Below are 17,845 nucleotides of genomic sequence, written 5' to 3'. Positions count from 1 at the left end.
ATGATACAATAAATTGATATGTTGATCTTTTAGTTCATTATCTTTCTATTTAATTTAAATAGAAAGATAAAATTTCTTAAAATCAAGTTAGTATATATATTTTTCTTTTGAAAAAATAAAAAGAATTTGTTATACTGGATGTAAGATACTTATTAATAATAAGGAGGCTGACATGCAAAAAGAAATAGAACGAAAGTCACTGAATGTTAATTTTATTATCAATTTTATTGTTGCTCTATCGGGTATTATTGCGTATTTTATGACAGAAATACAAGCCTTATTACTTGATGGATTTTTTTCTTTTATTAGTTTTTTATCGGCCATTATTGGTATTTATGTATCGAGAATAAGCCATAAAAAAACAGATATTTATCCAAATGGTTTACATTTTTTGGAACCTTTGTATGCCATTTTTAAATCTATTTTAATCTTGTTTTTGTTTTTGATTGCTTTTATAAATGCAACAGATAATGCACTTCAGTATGTTTTAAAAGGAGAGGGAGAACCTCTTGATATTGGTCCTATTGTGCCGTATACGATTTTTGTCGTTGTGTTATGCTTTGCATTAAGTTTGTATACACATTACCAAAATAAAAAAATAAATCATATTAGTACGATATTATCCGTTGAAGCAAAGGGTAGTCTTATTGACGGTCTGCAATCGTTAGGAGCTGGATTGGCATTTTGTTTATTATATCTCATTGATATTCAAGGTCCACTCGGTTTTTTACACTATACAGGAGATTTTTTTATTACGACGATTTCTGTTATCCTATTGTTGAAAGAGCCTATTCAAATGCTACGCTCATCCTTTATTGAATTATCTCAAGGATTAGTGACAGATGAAGATATTACGGAACCGATTGATGAATTGATTGTAAAACATTTTTATCCTATTTTACCGGATATGCACTATCAAGTGATCAAAATTGGTATGGCAATTAAAGTAAGACTTTACGTTCAAAAAAATGAATTAAACTATGTAAAAGATTTACTTGATGTAAAGCAAGAATTTTTAAATGATTTACAAACACTTTATCAAACAGCTAGATTAGAGATTATTCATATATAAGTGTTAGAGAAGTTAAACATACTATAATTGTTTAGCTTCTTTTTATTTAGAAAGAAAACTTTGAATAATAGAGAGATTAATATGATTATAGAGAATAAAAAGTTACTCTAAAATTAAATGGATGAAGTTAGTGATGAATAAGAATTTTTTATTAGATAATTTCTATTTATCCTAAAAAATTATAGCCGGTTCCCTGTCGATAGGGAACCGGCGAATTTGTTTATAGTTGATTGCGATATTCAGATGGTGAGTATCCAGTAATTTTTTTAAATAGTTTACAGTAATAACTTGGTTGGCTATAGCCGAGTTCGTTGGCAATCTTTTCAATAGAGCGTTTTTTATCTTTTAGCATAGATAATGAACGTTCAATTTTTTTCTGATTAACATAGTCGATAAAGCTAAATCCGGTTTGTGATTTAAAGAGTTTGCTGAAATAATCAGGATTTAAATAAACATGTTCTGCGACTACTTTTAAATGGATGTTATTGGTTAAATTTTTATCGATATAGCGAATAGCTTTAGCAATATCACTTCTAATTTCTTTGTGTTCGTGGATTTTTCTATTTGCATTGACTAAAGGTTTTTCAATTTCTTCTATGTCTTGAATATCGTACGAGATTTTTGGAGAATGTATTTGTTGACTAGGGAAGTGATATTGTGTCAAAATACGTAAAATTTCGGCGGCACTTTTAACTTGTTGCGCATTTACTTTGCGTATGTTTTTATATGCTTTTAATAATTCAGGATATAAGTGCCAATCGCTTTTTTGATAAATAGGAGGAAATTTTTGATCTGTCGTTAATACTTGTCCACTTAAAATAAAACCGACTAGTTGTTTATCAATAACGACAGGCATTGCTAAATCGGTTAATCCAGCATGACAAGTGTAAGGAATAGGTTTTTGTTCTTTGGCTGCTTCTAACCCTCCATATAAATCACATTTCTCGCAAATTTTTTTATATTCAGGTTTTGTTCGCATAATGGCACAAAATTCACTGAATTGATGCCATTCAGATATTTCTTCTCCATTGATGCCTACTAAAACGGTTGCCAAGCCTGTTGCTTGGGAAAATTCTTGAAGAATTTTGTTAAATTTTATTTTATTTTCTGTATTTTGAAACATAGCCATCAAGCTCCTTCACAAAGATTGTACTCTTTATAACAAATCCGTTAAATTTTAAGGTAGAAATATCAAAAAAATACTAATTTTAAAAAAGGATTTTCTTTGTTAAAATGTCGTTTTTTTAACAGTAATTCCTTTTGAAATACGGATAAAATCAATAAAATATAATTTTTAAGGCGTTTACATTTATTACATTATATCAAAAAAATACTAGTTTGAATACTATAAGGACTTATTTTTTATCCGTAAAATAACTGTTTTGGTGAAAAGGGATACAATATAATATAGATATCAAATGGTCAATATTATATCACTTGATTATTTAGAAAAATTAGGAGGAAAAAACATGCATGCAAGAGCAAATATTACAGAATTTGTAGGAGTAAATCCTATTGGAGAAACAATAGGTCTAGTCATTGCAAATGTAGATCAACAAATTTTAGATGCTATGAAATTGGAGAAAAAATATCGTTCTATCGGTGTTATTGGTGCTAGAACGGGTGCAGGTCCTCATATTTTAGCAGCAGATGAAGCCGTTAAAGCAACAAATACAGAAATCGTGAAAATTGAATTAGCACGTGATACAAAAGGTGGAGCAGGTCACGGAAATTTAATTATTTTTGGTGGCGACGATGTATCTGATGTGAAAAGAGCGGTTGAAGTAACATTACAAGAAGTGACACGTACATTTGGTGATGTGTATGGAAATGATGCAGGACATATTGAATTACAATACACAGCTCGTTCTAGTCAAGCGTGTGAAAAAGCATTTGGTGCACCTATTGGAAAAGCATTTGGTTTAATTGTTGGAGCACCTGCAGCGATTGGTGTTGTTATGGCTGATACAGCTGTTAAAGCTGCAAATGTTGATGTCATTGGTTATGCATCTCCTAGTGATGGCACAAGTTTTTCAAACGAAGTTATCCTATTTATTAGTGGAGATTCTGGAGCTGTTCGTCAAGCAGTTATTTCAGCAAGAGAAGTTGGTAAAACATTATTAGGTACATTGGGAGATGAACCAACAAATTCTCAACCGTCATATATTTAATAAAATGAGCATAGGAGAAAAATCATGAAATCAAAAAGATTTGAAGCATTAAGAAATAGACCTATCAATAAAGATGGTTTTGTGACTGAGTGGATAGAAGAAGGACTTATTGCAATGGAAAGTCCAAATGATCCTATTCCAAGCATAAAAATTGAAAATGGTGTTGTTGTCGAATTAGACGGCAAAAAACAAGCAGATTTTGACTTGATTGACCAGTTCATTGCGACATACGGTATTGATTTGACAAGAGCCGAAGAAGTTATGCGTATGGATTCTAGAGATATTGCCAATAAAATATTAACACCAAGTGTTCCAAGAGAAGAGATTGTACCATTAACAACAGCAATGACACCTGCCAAAATTGTTGAAGTGGTTAGTCATATGAACGTTGTTGAAATGATGATGGCAATGCAAAAAATGCGTACAAGAAAACCAACGGCTACACAATCTCACGTAACAAATGTGAATGATAATCCTGTTCAAATTGCAGCAGATGCTGCTGAAGCTGCTTATCGTGGATTTGCAGAACAAGAAACAACTGTTGCCGTTGCACGTTATGCACCATTTAATGCTATTGGGATTATGATTGGTTCACAAGTTGGTCGTCCTGGTGTACTAACACAATGTGCCCTTGAAGAAGCAACAGAATTAGATTTAGGAATGCGTGGATTTACAGCTTATGCAGAAACAATTTCTGTATATGGAACAGAAGATGTCTTTACTGACGGAGATGATACACCTTGGTCTAAAGCCTTTTTAGCATCAGCTTACGCTTCTCGTGGATTGAAAATGAGATTTACATCTGGTACAGGTTCAGAAGTGCAAATGGGACAAGCAGAAGGAAAATCAATGTTGTACTTAGAAGCACGTTGCTTATATATTACAAAAGGTGCTGGAGTACAAGGTATTCAAAATGGTTCTGTATCTTGTATTGGGGTACCAGCAGCAGTACCGTCTGGTATTCGTGCGGTATTAGCAGAAAACCTAATTGCTACAATGCTTGATTTAGAATGTGCATCTTCTAATGACCAAACATTTACACATTCAGATTTAAGACGTTCTATTCGTACATTGATGCAATTTGCACCAGGAACAGATTTTATTAACTCTGGATATTCTTCTGTACCAAACTATGACAATATGTTTGCTGGTTCTAACTGGGATGCAGAAGACTTCGATGATTATAATATTTTACAACGTGACTTAAAAGTAGACGGTGGATTAAGACCAGTTAAAGAAGAAGATGTTGTTAAAGTAAGACATAAAGCAGCTAGAGTGATGCAAGCACTATTTAAAGGGTTAGGCTTACCAAAAATTACAGATGAAGAAGTGGAAGCAGCAACTTATGCACATGGTTCCTTAGATATGCCTGCACGTGATAAAGTTGAGGATATTAAAGCCGCTGTTAATTTATTAGAACGCGGTTTAACAGGTATTGATTTAATTAAAGCATTGGCAAAAAATGGCTTTAGCGATATTGCTGAAGAAATTTTGAACTTATTTAGACAAAAAACAGCCGGTGACTTTTTACAAACATCTGCTATTTTTGATAGTAAATGGCAAGTTATTTCTGCAATTAACTGTCCAAATGATTATGTTGGTGTTGGAACAGGACATCGTTTAGTTGGAGAAGAGTGGGAAAAAGTTAAAAATATTCCAAATGCCATTGATCCACGTGATATTTAAGGAAAAATAGGAGGAAAAAGATATGGTAGAGGTAAATGAAGCCTTATTAAAATCTGTTATTCGTGATATTTTACAAGATGTATTAAAAGAACAGGCTAATCAAAAACAAGATGTTGTAAAAACACCAGAAAAACCGGCACAAGTACGTTATGAAGATACAGTGTTAAGAACCATTGGAACAGCACAACCAAGTCATTCGGTTGATGAAGTTGTGATTGCTGTAAGTCCTTCTTTTGGACGTGCACAAACAAAAACAATGGTAGATATTCCTCATAAAGAAGTATTAAGACAAGTTATTGCTGGTATTGAAGAGGAAGGATTAAAAGCAAGAATTGTACGTGTTTATCGTTCATCAGACGTTGCTTTTGTGGCTGTTGAAGGAGATCACTTATCAGGTTCTGGTATTTCTATTGGTATACAATCTAAAGGAACAACGGTTATTCATCAGCGTGATTTACCACCTTTAAGCAATTTGGAGTTATTCCCACAAGCGCCATTATTAACAGCTGAAACATATCGTTTAATTGGTAAAAATGCTGCGAAATATGCAAAAGGTGAAACACCTAATCCTGTGCCTACATTAAATGATCAAATGGCACGACCAAAATATCAAGCATATTCTGCATTGCTACATATTAAAGATACAAAATGTGTCGTTAAAGGGAAAGCAGCAGAAGAATGTGAGCTACTTTAATAAAAAAAGAAAAGGAGCAAAGAAACATGTCAGAAATTGATACATTATTAAAAAAATTATTGGACAATGTTCAGAGTGAAGAAGTTGGAGTAGAGGATTATCCTATTGCACAAAAACATCCAGATTGGATAAAAATTGGAAAAGATAAAACGTATGCAGATATTACATTGGAAAATGTTTTAAATGATACAATTACAGCAAAAGAGTTAAGAATTTCTTCTGATATTTTGAAAAAACAAGGGGATATTGCTAAGGCTGGCGGACGTCCAACGATTAAAAATAATTTTTTAAGAGCCGCTGAATTAGTAAGAGTTCCAGATGAACGTGTATTGGAAATGTATAATGCACTTCGTCCATATCGTTCATCAAAAGAAGAATTATTGGCGATTGCTACTGAATTAGAAACAAAATATGATGCACCTATTTGTGCAGGTTTTGTAAAAGAGGCAGCTTTACATTATGAACGTCGTAAAAAATTAAAAGGCGATAATTAGTCAGTTAGGAGAAAACGTATGAAAACAGTTATCGGTATTGATATTGGTAATTCATCAACGGAATCAGCTTTAGCGACTGTTGATGACACAGGAGTCGTACGGTTTGTTTCTTACGGAATTTCTGATACAACAGGTATCAAAGGAACAGTTGACAATGTTCATGGTATTTATCAATCCATTGAAAAAGTATTAAAAGATACACCATATACTTTAGAAGATATTGATTTAATTCGTATCAATGAAGCTACTCCAGTTATTGGTGATGTGGCAATGGAAACCATTACGGAAACGATTATCACTGAATCAAGTATGATTGGACATAATCCAAGAACTCCTGGAGGAATTGGGCTAGGTGTCGGTGAAACAGTGAACATTGTCGATTTGATTTCCAAACCAATGGATAAAGATTATATTGTTATTGCACAAAAAGAAATTGACTTTGATATGGTGTCTGAACTAATCAATGCATACGTGAAACGTGGGTATTCGATTGTTGGGGCTGTTTTACAAGCAGATGATGGTGTTTTAGTGAATAATCGTTTGCATAAAAAAATACCAATTGTTGATGAAATTGCGTTTATTGATAAAGTGCCTGTTGGTATGCTTGCTGCACTAGAAGTTGTTGAAAAAGGAAAAGTTATTTCTGAGTTATCAAACCCTTATGGGATTGCAACGGTTTTTCAGTTGAACTCAGAAGAAACAAAACATATTGTACCGATCGCAAGAGCATTGATTGGGAATCGTTCAGCAGTTGTTATTAAAACACCTGAAGGAGATGTTCAATCAAGAGTTATTCCAGCGGGAAATATTCAGATTATTGGAGAACATCGCAATTCTCAAGTGAATGTATCTAAAGGTGCACAATGTATCATGGAACATATTGTCGAAGTAGGTACGATTAAAAACGTCACTGGAGAATCTGGGACAAATGTTGGTGGTATGTTAGAAAAAGTTCGACAAACAATGTCTGAATTGACTGGGAAAAATTCTCAAGATATTTATATTAAAGATATTTTAGCAGTTGATACAGTTGTACCAATTGATGTTAAAGGCGGTTTAGCAGGAGAATTTTCAATGGAGCAAGCTGTCGGTATTGCTTCAATGGTTGAGTCTGACAAGTTACAGATGTCTTTGATTGCACGTGAAGTATCCGATACGTTAAAAATCCCAGTAGATATTGGTGGATTAGAAGCAGAATCTGCGATTTTAGGGGCATTAACGACACCAGGAACAAATAAACCATTAGCTATCTTAGATTTAGGAGCAGGGTCAACTGATGCGTCTATTATCAATGAAAAAGAAGAAATGGTATCGGTGCACCTAGCCGGTGCAGGTGATATGGTAACAATGCTTATTAATTCAGAACTAGGTTTGAATAATAAGCATTTAGCTGAAGATATTAAAAAATATCCATTAGCAAAAGTGGAAAGTTTATTCCATATACGTCATGAGGACGGTACCGTTGAATTTTTTGAACATCCGTTATCAGCAGATTTATTTGCACGTGTGATTATTGTAAAAGATAATAAAGAGTTTGTACCATTGATGCAAGATGATGTATCTATTGAGAAAATTAAGCTAGTTAGACAAAGTGCTAAACAAAGAGTTTTTGTAACAAATACTATTCGTGCGTTAAAAACAGTAAGTCCAACAAGCAGTATTCGAGATATTCCATTTGTTGTTATTGTAGGGGGTTCAGCCCTTGATTTTGAAATTCCTCAATTTGTAACAGATGCTTTATCACATTATGCTATTGTTGCTGGACGAGGTAATGTTAGAGGTATCTGTGGTCCAAGAAATGCTGTAGCAACAGGTCTTGTTCTAGCGTATGCCAAAGAATTGATGAAAAAATGAGAGGGTGATATTGATGAGTATTTATGCACAGAAAAAACCCACAATCAATATTTGGCTTGATGATAAAATTGATGAAAAAGATATTCAAGAGATTTGTTATGGCATTGAAGAAGAGGGCATTCCTTTTTCCGTTGCTTATAAATCATCGAATCATAATGCTGTGACATTGAGCTATCAAGCTGCTTTAGAATCTGATTTATTAGTCGGTATTGGTGGAACAGCAACAGAATTTGTTCTGCATTATAAGCATTTACCAACAGAGCGATTTTTGTATCGGTTAAATCGAAAACAAGAAACAACGCCTCGAGAGTTGAGAATTTTAGGAAGTAATGCAGCAAAATTAGTAAAAGGTGAACCTTTTATTGTATCAAGTGTTTTTGAAAAATCATTCTAACGTAAAGGAGATGACAATATGAATAACTTAAAAAGTAAGCAACTTTTGAAGCTATTGGTGATTTGTTTTAATCAATTATGCGATGAAGTGCATACGTCGTTTGGAAAAATAAGTTTGAAAAAAATTGCATCTACTTTGCAAAATGTCACGATTGATAATGTTGTTTCTGCCAGTGATGCTGCTTATTTGCATAAGATTCATTCAGAGTTATCGGTAAATTGCTGGCAAGAGATAACTGTATCAGGTGAAACGCTCTTGATGATAAAAGAACTTGTGGAAATCTTAGTACATGACTATAAAGACGATATATCGAATGATTTGTGTGATTATATACAAAAAGTTTATGAAGTTGCGGTGTTGTCTGAAAAAATAGATTATCAAGAGCATATTTATGAAAAAGTATTGCAAGAAGTTTGTCATACACAAACAAGACAAAGTATTGATTTGCATGAAAAAGCGACTGGGCTATTACGTAAGAGTATTGAGGTTGCGCATGAACTAGGTGTATTGATTGTTTTTAGTTTAGTGGATGCACATGGGCATGTGATTTTAACATATTGTATGGAAAATGCTCTTTTAGTCAGTCAAGAAATGGCTTATAAAAAAGCATATTCAGCCGTTGCGATGAAAATGCCAACAAGACAGTTAGCACAGTTAACAAAAATAGGAGAACCTTTATATCAATTAGAAACGATGTCTGATAATACGCTTGTTAGTTTAGCGGGGGGAGAACCTATTTATTCAAATGGTCTGCTAATTGGTGGATTAGGAATTAGCGGTGGTTCATTGGAGCAAGACCAATATATTGCGGAGAAAGTGTTAACTTATTTGTATACAGAGTAATCATAACGTTGGAGGAGAGAATATGACGAAAAAAATATGTGCCATAAATGCTGGGAGTTCTTCGTTAAAATGCCAGTTATTTGAGATGCCAGAAGAAAAACTTATTATGAAATGTTTGTTTGAAAAAATCGGACAAGAACATTCTAGTTTGACTTTGACGTATGACAATCAAGTATTTAAAGAAGAACATACTTTTAATACACATCAAGATGCGATTAGTTGTTTGTTACAGTTGATGATAAAATTGGGTATTGTTAACAATTTATCTGAAATAAGTGGAATTGGACATCGAGTTGCACATGGTGGAGAGTTTTTCAAAGCCTCAGCTATTGTTGATGATCGAGCGTTAGAAGAAATAGAAGCTTTAGGTGCTTTAGCACCTAGTCATAACCCAGTAAATGCCAAGGGTATTCGTATTTGTCGTGAGTTGTTGCCTAATTCACTTCAAGTAGCTGTTTTTGATACAGCATTTCATCAAACATTGGAAAAGGAACATTTTTTATATCCTATTCCATATGAGTACTATAAAGATTTTAGCATTCGTAAATATGGGTTTCATGGAACCAGTCATCAATATATTTATCAAGTATTAAAACAACAAAAGGCGTATAAAACAGTGCCTTTAAAAGTGATAAATTGCCATTTAGGTAATGGATGTAGTTTATGTGCTATAAAAGATGGTAAATCTGTGAATACGTCCATGGGATTTACACCACTAGCTGGTGTAATGATGGGTAGTAGAAGTGGTGATATTGATGTTAGTATTCTACCGTTTTTACAAGAAAAAACCAATATGACACCACAAGATATGTTACAGATGCTTAATCAACAATCAGGTTTATTAGGTATTTCTACTGTGTCAAACGATATACGTGATATTTTAGCATTGGTCGAACAAGGAGATGAACAAGCTTGTTTAGCTATTGAGATGTTTACGAATCGTATTGCACAAACGATTGCTAGCTATATTGTTGACTTAGGTGGAGTAGATGTGATTTCTTTTACAGCTGGTATTGGAGAAAATGCAGCCTATATTCGTGAAAAAATCATTCAAAAATTAGCTTGCTTTTCTATTTTTGTAGATAAAGTGGCGAATGAAAAAAATAAATTATTTATTCACGCTGCAAAATCAAAAGTAAAAATTGCGATAGTACCAACAAATGAAGAACTAATGATTGTGAAAGATACTTATGCATTATTATGCAATGTGGATAAATAATCTAATTTATTAAACTAAAATGCTTACATTCTTTTGACAGTTTGAACATTTTGTAGTAGAATTTATTCGACACGACGATGTGTACTCGATTTTTTATGTTAGCAATGGAGCTACAAGAAACAGATAGAAAATGTTTTTTGTGGCTCTTTTTATTTTTTAAAAAGAGTATTTTTGCGTTGTGAACAAAAAAACATAAGGACTGATTGCATGAAACAATTTATGTTAGCAGGTGTATCAAGTGGTGTTGGAAAAACGACCATTACACTAGGTATTCTAAAAGCTTTAGCAAATAGAAACTTAGTCGTTCAACCTTATAAAGTCGGACCAGATTATATTGATACAGCCTATCATACACGTATTGCCAAACGACCTTCACGCAATTTGGATAGTTTCATGATTCCAGATGAAGATCGCTTGAAATGGTCTTATTCTAAATGGCATCAACAAGCAGATGTTGCTGTCATTGAAGGGGTTATGGGATTTTATGACGGTTTAGGCACTGATAAAGATTGTGCTTCATCGGCTGAAATTGCTAAAAAAATGGGTGTGCCCGTTATTTTAATTGTAGACGGAAAAGCGACTTCAACGTCTGCAGCAGCCATTGTACACGGTTTTGCTTCTTTTGATAAAGATGTCAATATCGCAGGTGTCATTATCAATCGTGTGGCCTCTCAAAATCACTACGAACTGATCAAAGGTGCTATTGAGCGTTATACAAATGTTGAAGTCTTAGGGTATTTCCCTAAAAACATCAATGTTGAATTACCATCAAGACATCTTGGATTAATTCCAGATGTTGAAATGGAAAATTTAGATAAAACATTTGATACATTAGGTGAATTAGCAGAACAATATATCCAATTAGATAGATTGTTAGAAATTGCTGATTTACCTAGAGTAGAACAAGTAAGCCCTTTTAAAACAAAAGATTATACTGGTTTAAAAATGGCTTATGCTTTAGACGATGCTTTTCATTTTTACTATGAAGATAATCTTGATCTGTTAAAAGATTTAGGTGTGGAACTTATTCCATTCAGCCCATTAAAAGATAAAAGCCTTCCTAAAGCAGATGTGTATTATTTTGGTGGAGGATTTCCTGAAATTTATGCAAAAGAATTGGCAGAAAATCAATCCTTTAGACAGTCTGTTTATCAAGCCTCTATAAATGGTGCCCCTATCTATGCTGAATGCGGTGGGTTGATGTATTTAGGTAAATATTTAGAAACAGACGGTCAAATATTTGATATGGTTGGTGTATTTGACGGAAAAAGCGTCATGACACCAAGACTTAAAAAATTCGGCTATTGCCAAGCAACAACGAAAGTAGATAGCTTATTTGGAAAAGCGGGTACACAAGTACGTGGACACGAATTTCATCATTCAACATTTGAAACAAATGAACCAACTGTTTTAGATATGGAAAAAACACGTGATGGAGAAGTTGTTTCTCGTTGGGATGGTGGCTACAAAGTACGTCGTACATTTGCAAGTTATCTACATGTTCATTTCTACCAAAATGAAGAATTATTGTTTAATTGGTTAGATGATGTGAAAGAGGCAACGAACAAATGATTGCCATTATATCAATTTTTATTGCAGTCATATTGGACTGGTTAATTGGAGATCCATATCATTGGCCACATCCAATTAAATGGATTGGTAACTACATTTATTTTTGTTTAAAACAACAAGAAAAATGGAAATTAAATGGCTATTTATTTGGGGCACTTTTATGGATAACAACCGTATCGTTAACCGGAGGTATAAGTTATGGTGTTCTATGGAGTGTACAGCAATTACATAGTATTGTTTATTGGATAGTGTGGACATATTTGGCTTATACGACACTAGCTGCTAAAAGTCTTGCTTTTGAAGCAATGAAAGTTTATCGAACATTGGTTTATGGAACGATTGAAGAAGCACGATATCAAGTTGGTATGATTGTTGGAAGAGATACAACTGAATTAACGAAAGAAGAAATTCGAAATGCTACCATTGAAACAGTGGCAGAAAATACGAGTGACGGTGTTATAGGACCACTTCTTTGCCTATTTATTGGCGGACCGGTATTGGCAATGATTTATAAAGCCATTAACACATTAGATTCTATGGTGGGATACAAAACAGAAAAATACAAACAAATGGGATTTGTATCTGCCAAAATAGATGATATTGTCAATTTAATACCGGCACGTTTGACATGGCTTTTGCTTATGCTTGCCAGTGTTGTGTGTCAATTAAATGTGAAGCAAGCAATAATGATTGGCATTAGAGATCGTTACCAACATGCCAGCCCAAATAGTGCTTTTCCAGAATCTGTTGTTGCAGGTGCTTTAGGCATCCAATTAGGCGGAACACATGTATATCATGGACAAGTCATTGAAAAACCAATGATTGGAGAAAAACAAAGAGAAGTCGACAATCAAGATATTTTATCAACCATACAATTATTATTTATCAGTAATGCACTTGCTTTAATGTTATTTACAGTAACGGCATTATCAATCTATATTTTTTAACATTAGGAGATTAACAAAATGAGTTATATTAAAGACCCAAGTTCAATCGAAGCAAAAAGCTTCCAAATTATTCAATCTATTATTGACGAAGAACATGCAGGATATACATTTAAAGATGGTATGGAAGAAAGTATTATAAAACGTGCTATCCATACATCTGCTGACTTTGATTATTTATATAATTTAAAATTTTCAAATGATGGCGTTCAAAATATTATTCGTGCTTTAGAAGAAAAAGGAACGATTTTCACAGATACAAATATGGCATTAAGCGGTATTAACAAACGTATTTTAGATGAATTAGGCGTGAAATACAGCTGCTTAGTCAACGATGAAAATGTTGCGAAATATGCAAAAGAACATGGTATTACACGTTCAATGGCAGCTATTGAATATGCTGCTACAGTTGAAGGGCCAAAAGTCTTTGTATTAGGAAATGCACCAACGGCTGTTTATAAAGTGATTGATATGGTTAATGAAGGTAAACTTGTTGCTGATGCTGTTGTTGGTGTACCAGTAGGATTTGTTGGTGCTGCTGAATCGAAACAAGCATTACACGACAGTGATATTCCAGCTATTTCAGCTTTAGGTAGAAAAGGTGGAAGCAATGTTGCGGCAGCTATTATCAATGCGATTTTATATCAATTACAATATAAAACAGAAGACTATCAACGCTACTATACACCAGACAAGAAAGACTAGTAGTTTTAGAAAGAAGGCTTTATCAAAGTGGAAGAGTATGCTTACGTTAATGGTAAGAAATTAAAAAAAGGGTATACAACAGGAACGTGTGCAACAGCTGCAACGGTTGCTGCCCTTTATATGATATACAATCAAGAAATTGAAGATAAAGTAACGGTTCATACAGCTTCTGGTGTAAAAGTAACCGTGTCTTTACATGATCAATCATTTGGAGAAAACACAGCAACAGCAGCCGTTGAAAAAGACGGTGGTGATGATGCAGACGCAACACATGGTATGTTGATTTACTCAACTGTTACTTTATTACCAGACCAAAAAGAGATTATCATTGATGGTGGTGAAGGTGTTGGTCGAGTGACTAAAAAAGGTTTGGCAATCAGCGTTGGAGAAGCTGCTATCAATCCAACACCAAGACGTGTCATAGAAGAAGCAGCAAGAGAGATTATTGGTGAAAACTGTGGTGCAAAAATTGTTATTTGGGCACCAGAAGGTGAAAAACGTGCTTTATTAACGTACAATCCAAGATTAGGTATTGTTGGCGGTATTTCTATTTTAGGAACAACAGGAATTGTTAATCCAATGTCAGAAGATAGTTGGAAAGCAGCTATTACAGTGGAATTAACAATGCTGTATAAAACAGGCGCAACAAGTGTTGTTCTAGCACCGGGAAATTATGGTGAAGATTTTGCGACAGGTACAATTGGTATTAATAAAGAACGTATTGTGAATATGAGTAATTTTATTGGGCATGTTCTAAAAGAAGTACAACGTATTGGCTTTACAAAAGTATTGATGATTGGGCATATGGGCAAACTTGTAAAAGTTGCAGCAGGTATTTTCTCAACGCATAGTAAAGATGCTGATGCACGTATGGAAACATTGATTGCTAATTTAGCATTATTAGGTGCACCAATCGAGTTATTACAAGAAGTTGATAAATGTTTAACAACAGAATCAGCAGGCGAAGCTATAGAAAGATATGGATATACGCATGTGTATCAAGTGATTGCCGATAAAATTAAAGGACGCAGTGAACGTTTATTAAAATATAAAGAACCAAAAGTCGAAGTGGATGTTGTGATTTTTTCTTCTGATACAGGCTATTTAGCATCAACAAAACCATTAGAAGATATTAAGGAGGAATGGGTATGATTTATGTCATTGGTATAGGTCCTGGAGATACACGTTATGGATTATTAGGACATGAAAATTTATTTAAAAAGGCTGATTACATTATTGGAAGTGATCGTCATTTAGAAATTTTACCTGAAGAATATGCACACAAAGGTGTTGTACCTCCTAAAAAATTATTGGCATTAGAAGAATTATTACGTAGTTATGATGAAGATAAAACACTTGTGTATTTAGCTTCAGGAGATCCTTTAATTTATGGATTAGGAAAATGGTTATCCGAGAAATTTAAAGGTCAAGTAGAAATTATGCCTGGTGTTAGTGCTATGCAATATTTGGCAAGTAAAGCATTTATTCCAATGAATGATGCCTATTTGACAAGTAGTCATGCCAAAATCCCTAATTTTGATTTGATTATGAGTTTATCAAAAGTGTTTATGGTTACAGATGATCATGTTGGTCCGTATCAAATTGCTCAAGAAGCTGTACAACGTGGTTTAAACAAACGTGTGATTATAGGTGAAAATTTAAGTTATGACGATGAAAAAATAACATCATGTCTTGCACAAGATGTTGAAGATAGAGAATATAAAATGAATGTGGTGGTGATCATGGATGAGAGATAATGAATTTATTCGTACAAAAGTACCTATGACAAAAGAAGAAATTCGAGCTATTAGCATAGATAAATTACAATTACACCGTGCAAAAAGAATGCTAGATGTTGGTTCAGGTACAGGAAGCGTGACTATTCAAGCAGCACATACATATCCAGAGTTAGATGTTGTTGCCATTGAAAGAAATCCAGATGCCGTAGCATTAACATTAGAAAATATTGAAAAATTCAACTGTAAAAATGTTACCTTACATGAAGGGCTTGCCCCTATCTCATTAGAAGGGCAGTTTGATGCTATTTTTGTAGGTGGTACAGGTGGCAATATGCGTGAAATTTTTGACTGGTGTCATGAATTACTCGTGCCGGGTGGACGTTTAGTCTTAAACTTTATCTTATTAGAAAATGCCATTGAAGCAGCAGAAATCGCTGAAGAAATGGACTGGCAAGAATTGGAAGTAACAAGCATTCAAGCAGGTCGTTGGACAGGTTTAGGCAAAGGTCATTATTTTAAACCACAAAATCCAACGATTATCGTATCATGTGAAAAGGCATTAGAAAATCAAGAAGCACAAGAGAGTGCACAAGCATAAACGGATTAAAGAGGAGAAAAATTATGTCAAAAGTACATTTTGTTGGTGCAGGACCAGGAGATGTGGATTTAATCACATTAAAAGGATATAAACAATTATCACAAGCGGATATTGTTATTTATGCCGGTTCATTAGTTAATCCAGCATTATTAGAATACTGTAAAGAAGGCGCAGAAATTTATGATAGTGCGAGCATGCATTTAATGGAAATCATTGATGTCATGGAAGCAGGTGTTAAAGCAGGAAAAGATGTTGTGCGCTTACAAACAGGAGATTTTTCTATTTATGGTTCTATTCGTGAACAAACAGAGGAAATGAAAAAACGTGGTATTGAATTTGACTGCACACCAGGTGTTAGTTCATTCTTAGGAGCAGCCTCAAGTATTGGAACTGAATATACAGTACCAGAAGTATCACAAAGTGTCATCATTACACGTATGGCAGGTAGAACACCAGTACCAGATCGTGAATCATTAAGAAGTTTTGCACAGCATAGAACATCTATGGCGATTTTCTTATCTATTCATGGTGTTGAAAAAGTTGTTGAAGAATTAGTAGAAGGTGGGTATCCAGTAACGACACCGGCAGCTGTTATTTACAAAGCAACATGGCCTGAGGAAAGAAAAGTATTTGGTACATTAGAAACAATAGCAGACAAAGTAAAAGAAGCAGGTATTACAAAAACAGCTTTGATTTTAGTTGGTGATTTCCTAGGAGAAGAATTCTATTATTCAAAACTATATCATGAGGAATTTGAACATGAATTCCGTCACGGGAAAAGTAGCCATGCAAAATAATCATCAATCAACCTATGCTATTGTTGCTTTAACAGAGGTTGGGAAAAAAACCGCACTCACATTACAAGAAAAATTAGATAAAAAAAGTACGGTCTATACAATGCCTAAAATTTCTGATGAAAGAACGGTTGCTCTACAAGGAAGTCCTGTTAAAGCTATCGCAACACTTTTTACAGAAGTTGATGTATTAATTTGTATTATGGCGACAGGTATTGTCGTGCGTTCTATTGCACCAGTAGTTGCTGATAAAGCAGCCGATCCAGCTGTTATTGTCATGGATGAAAAAGCAACAAATGTTATCAGCTTATTAAGTGGTCATTTAGGAGGAGCAAATACGATTGCTACACAAATTGCTGAATTATTAGGTGGTAATCCGGTGATTACAACAGCAACTGATGTTCAAAATGTGGCAGCATTAGATACTTTAGCTCAATCTGTTAATGGTTGGCGTAGTGAATTACGTCCATTCATTAAACCGTTTAATAGTTATTTAGGTAGTAAAAAAACCGTTTATTTCTATCAGGAAAAACCATGGGTTAGTGATTTTCGTGGTCTAACAGTCATTGGAAAAGATGATTTAGAAAATGTGTTACAAGGAAGCGATCCTATTATTGTGATGACAACAGAACAGATGGATGTTTTTAGAGATGATGTAGCCGTTATTTATCCTAAACCATATATTTTAGGTGTTGGTGCTAGAAAAGATGTAGCTGCAGATGTTTTTGCACAAGGATTTCATCTATTCTGTCAGCAAGAAGGCATTCATCCAAATGAGATTGCTAAAATTGTGAGCATTGATGTAAAAAAAGAAGAGCATGCCATTTTAGAACTTGCTAAAACATTGTCATGTCCTTTTGAAACATTTACAAAAGAACAATTATTAGTCGTAGCAGACAAATACCCACAATCTGAATTTGTGAAAAAAACAGTGGGTGTTGGAAGTGTTGCTTTAGCAAGCGCTGATGTTGCAAGTGGTGGTCAAGTATTAACCGATCGCTTTGCAAAAGACGGATGTACGTATGCTTTAGCAAAATATCCAGTACAAAGATAAAAAAGATGCACA

The 17,845-nt window shown here is 34.0% G+C and carries 18 protein-coding genes; 17 read left to right on the top strand and 1 reads right to left on the bottom strand.

Going from position 1 to position 17,845, the window contains the following annotated elements; genetic code table 11:
* Nucleotides 1-172: 172 nt before the first annotated feature.
* Nucleotides 173-1,072, top strand: a complete 900-nt coding sequence (locus GMA11_RS00490; protein WP_163545243.1) for a cation transporter — start codon at nucleotides 173-175, stop codon at nucleotides 1,070-1,072.
* Between the two features lie 220 nt (nucleotides 1,073-1,292).
* Here GMA11_RS00490 and GMA11_RS00485 read toward each other — a convergent pair whose 3' ends face one another.
* Nucleotides 1,293-2,195 (bottom strand): PocR ligand-binding domain-containing protein, encoded by a 903-nt coding sequence (locus GMA11_RS00485; protein ID WP_163545242.1) that lies wholly within the window; start codon nucleotides 2,193-2,195, stop codon nucleotides 1,293-1,295.
* Between the two features lie 346 nt (nucleotides 2,196-2,541).
* On the opposite strand from GMA11_RS00485, the gene pduB reads away from it, so the two are divergent.
* From pduB to GMA11_RS00405, 16 genes are all read left to right on the top strand, one after another.
* Nucleotides 2,542-3,243 carry a propanediol utilization microcompartment protein PduB gene (pduB, locus tag GMA11_RS00480; RefSeq protein ID WP_163545285.1) on the top strand — a complete coding sequence of 234 codons (702 nt, stop codon included), beginning with the start codon at nucleotides 2,542-2,544 and terminating at the stop codon, nucleotides 3,241-3,243.
* Nucleotides 3,244-3,267: 24 nt separating this feature from the next.
* Nucleotides 3,268-4,929: a propanediol/glycerol family dehydratase large subunit gene (locus GMA11_RS00475; RefSeq protein WP_163545241.1), complete on the top strand. Its 1,662-nt coding sequence runs from the start codon at nucleotides 3,268-3,270 to the stop codon at nucleotides 4,927-4,929.
* Between the two features lie 22 nt (nucleotides 4,930-4,951).
* Entirely contained in the window at nucleotides 4,952-5,623 is a 672-nt protein-coding gene (locus tag GMA11_RS00470) for a propanediol/glycerol family dehydratase medium subunit (RefSeq protein WP_163545240.1), read from the top strand.
* A 26-nt stretch (nucleotides 5,624-5,649) separates the two neighbouring features.
* Nucleotides 5,650-6,117, top strand: coding sequence for a diol dehydratase small subunit (locus GMA11_RS00465; protein ID WP_163545239.1), 468 nt, complete (start codon nucleotides 5,650-5,652; stop codon nucleotides 6,115-6,117).
* A gap of 18 nt (nucleotides 6,118-6,135) precedes the next feature.
* Nucleotides 6,136-7,971, top strand: coding sequence for a diol dehydratase reactivase subunit alpha (locus GMA11_RS00460; RefSeq protein ID WP_163545238.1), 1,836 nt, complete (start codon nucleotides 6,136-6,138; stop codon nucleotides 7,969-7,971).
* 13 nt (nucleotides 7,972-7,984) lie between these two features.
* Nucleotides 7,985-8,365: a glycerol dehydratase reactivase beta/small subunit family protein gene (locus tag GMA11_RS00455; protein WP_163545237.1), complete on the top strand. Its 381-nt coding sequence runs from the start codon at nucleotides 7,985-7,987 to the stop codon at nucleotides 8,363-8,365.
* Nucleotides 8,366-8,383: 18 nt separating this feature from the next.
* Nucleotides 8,384-9,208 carry a heme-binding protein gene (locus GMA11_RS00450; RefSeq protein ID WP_163545236.1) on the top strand — a complete coding sequence of 275 codons (825 nt, stop codon included), beginning with the start codon at nucleotides 8,384-8,386 and terminating at the stop codon, nucleotides 9,206-9,208.
* A gap of 22 nt (nucleotides 9,209-9,230) precedes the next feature.
* Nucleotides 9,231-10,427, top strand: coding sequence for an acetate/propionate family kinase (locus GMA11_RS00445; RefSeq protein ID WP_163545235.1), 1,197 nt, complete (start codon nucleotides 9,231-9,233; stop codon nucleotides 10,425-10,427).
* Nucleotides 10,428-10,634: 207 nt separating this feature from the next.
* The gene (locus tag GMA11_RS00440; protein WP_163545234.1) at nucleotides 10,635-11,999 is read left to right on the top strand and encodes a cobyrinate a,c-diamide synthase; all 1,365 of its coding nucleotides are present in this window, start codon (nucleotides 10,635-10,637) and stop codon (nucleotides 11,997-11,999) included.
* Complete coding sequence (gene cbiB, locus GMA11_RS00435; protein ID WP_163545284.1) at nucleotides 11,999-12,946, top strand: adenosylcobinamide-phosphate synthase CbiB; 948 nt, start codon at nucleotides 11,999-12,001, stop codon at nucleotides 12,944-12,946. The genes GMA11_RS00440 and cbiB overlap by 1 nt, the downstream gene beginning before the upstream one ends.
* 18 nt (nucleotides 12,947-12,964) lie before the next feature.
* Nucleotides 12,965-13,648: a cobalt-precorrin-8 methylmutase gene (locus GMA11_RS00430; RefSeq protein ID WP_163545233.1), complete on the top strand. Its 684-nt coding sequence runs from the start codon at nucleotides 12,965-12,967 to the stop codon at nucleotides 13,646-13,648.
* A gap of 27 nt (nucleotides 13,649-13,675) precedes the next feature.
* Nucleotides 13,676-14,800, top strand: a complete 1,125-nt coding sequence (cbiD, locus tag GMA11_RS00425; RefSeq protein WP_163545232.1) for a cobalt-precorrin-5B (C(1))-methyltransferase CbiD — start codon at nucleotides 13,676-13,678, stop codon at nucleotides 14,798-14,800.
* Nucleotides 14,791-15,405 carry a cobalt-precorrin-7 (C(5))-methyltransferase gene (locus tag GMA11_RS00420; RefSeq protein ID WP_163545231.1) on the top strand — a complete coding sequence of 205 codons (615 nt, stop codon included), beginning with the start codon at nucleotides 14,791-14,793 and terminating at the stop codon, nucleotides 15,403-15,405. The genes cbiD and GMA11_RS00420 overlap by 10 nt, the downstream gene beginning before the upstream one ends.
* Nucleotides 15,395-15,985, top strand: a complete 591-nt coding sequence (locus GMA11_RS00415; protein ID WP_163545230.1) for a decarboxylating cobalt-precorrin-6B (C(15))-methyltransferase — start codon at nucleotides 15,395-15,397, stop codon at nucleotides 15,983-15,985. The genes GMA11_RS00420 and GMA11_RS00415 overlap by 11 nt, the downstream gene beginning before the upstream one ends.
* Nucleotides 15,986-16,008: 23 nt before the next feature.
* Nucleotides 16,009-16,782 (top strand): cobalt-precorrin-4 methyltransferase, encoded by a 774-nt coding sequence (locus GMA11_RS00410; RefSeq protein ID WP_163545229.1) that lies wholly within the window; start codon nucleotides 16,009-16,011, stop codon nucleotides 16,780-16,782.
* On the top strand, nucleotides 16,772-17,833 hold the full coding sequence (locus tag GMA11_RS00405; RefSeq protein ID WP_163545283.1) for a cobalt-precorrin 5A hydrolase: 1,062 nt from the start codon (nucleotides 16,772-16,774) through the stop codon (nucleotides 17,831-17,833). The genes GMA11_RS00410 and GMA11_RS00405 overlap by 11 nt, the downstream gene beginning before the upstream one ends.
* Nucleotides 17,834-17,845: the final 12 nt, after the last annotated feature.

Origin of the sequence: Granulicatella sp. zg-ZJ, assembly GCF_010892355.1 — a bacterium.
In the GTDB taxonomy this organism is placed as follows: Bacteria; Bacillota; Bacilli; order Lactobacillales; family Aerococcaceae; genus WM01.
Note: the sequence above shows the minus strand (reverse complement) of the source record. Positions and strands in the feature narration are given on the sequence as shown.

Bases quoted from the DNA above. Each gene is read 5' to 3' on its own strand.
- GMA11_RS00490 (WP_163545243.1), top strand. From the start codon at position 173: ATGCAAAAAGAAATAGAACGAAAGTCACTGAATGTTAATTTTATTATC.
- GMA11_RS00485 (WP_163545242.1), bottom strand. From the start codon at position 2,195: ATGTTTCAAAATACAGAAAATAAAATAAAATTTAACAAAATTCTTCAA.
- pduB (WP_163545285.1), top strand. From the start codon at position 2,542: ATGCATGCAAGAGCAAATATTACAGAATTTGTAGGAGTAAATCCTATT.
- GMA11_RS00475 (WP_163545241.1), top strand. From the start codon at position 3,268: ATGAAATCAAAAAGATTTGAAGCATTAAGAAATAGACCTATCAATAAA.
- GMA11_RS00470 (WP_163545240.1), top strand. From the start codon at position 4,952: ATGGTAGAGGTAAATGAAGCCTTATTAAAATCTGTTATTCGTGATATT.
- GMA11_RS00465 (WP_163545239.1), top strand. From the start codon at position 5,650: ATGTCAGAAATTGATACATTATTAAAAAAATTATTGGACAATGTTCAG.
- GMA11_RS00460 (WP_163545238.1), top strand. From the start codon at position 6,136: ATGAAAACAGTTATCGGTATTGATATTGGTAATTCATCAACGGAATCA.
- GMA11_RS00455 (WP_163545237.1), top strand. From the start codon at position 7,985: ATGAGTATTTATGCACAGAAAAAACCCACAATCAATATTTGGCTTGAT.
- GMA11_RS00450 (WP_163545236.1), top strand. From the start codon at position 8,384: ATGAATAACTTAAAAAGTAAGCAACTTTTGAAGCTATTGGTGATTTGT.
- GMA11_RS00445 (WP_163545235.1), top strand. From the start codon at position 9,231: ATGACGAAAAAAATATGTGCCATAAATGCTGGGAGTTCTTCGTTAAAA.
- GMA11_RS00440 (WP_163545234.1), top strand. From the start codon at position 10,635: ATGAAACAATTTATGTTAGCAGGTGTATCAAGTGGTGTTGGAAAAACG.
- GMA11_RS00430 (WP_163545233.1), top strand. From the start codon at position 12,965: ATGAGTTATATTAAAGACCCAAGTTCAATCGAAGCAAAAAGCTTCCAA.
- GMA11_RS00420 (WP_163545231.1), top strand. From the start codon at position 14,791: ATGGGTATGATTTATGTCATTGGTATAGGTCCTGGAGATACACGTTAT.
- GMA11_RS00415 (WP_163545230.1), top strand. From the start codon at position 15,395: ATGAGAGATAATGAATTTATTCGTACAAAAGTACCTATGACAAAAGAA.
- GMA11_RS00410 (WP_163545229.1), top strand. From the start codon at position 16,009: ATGTCAAAAGTACATTTTGTTGGTGCAGGACCAGGAGATGTGGATTTA.
- GMA11_RS00405 (WP_163545283.1), top strand. From the start codon at position 16,772: ATGCAAAATAATCATCAATCAACCTATGCTATTGTTGCTTTAACAGAG.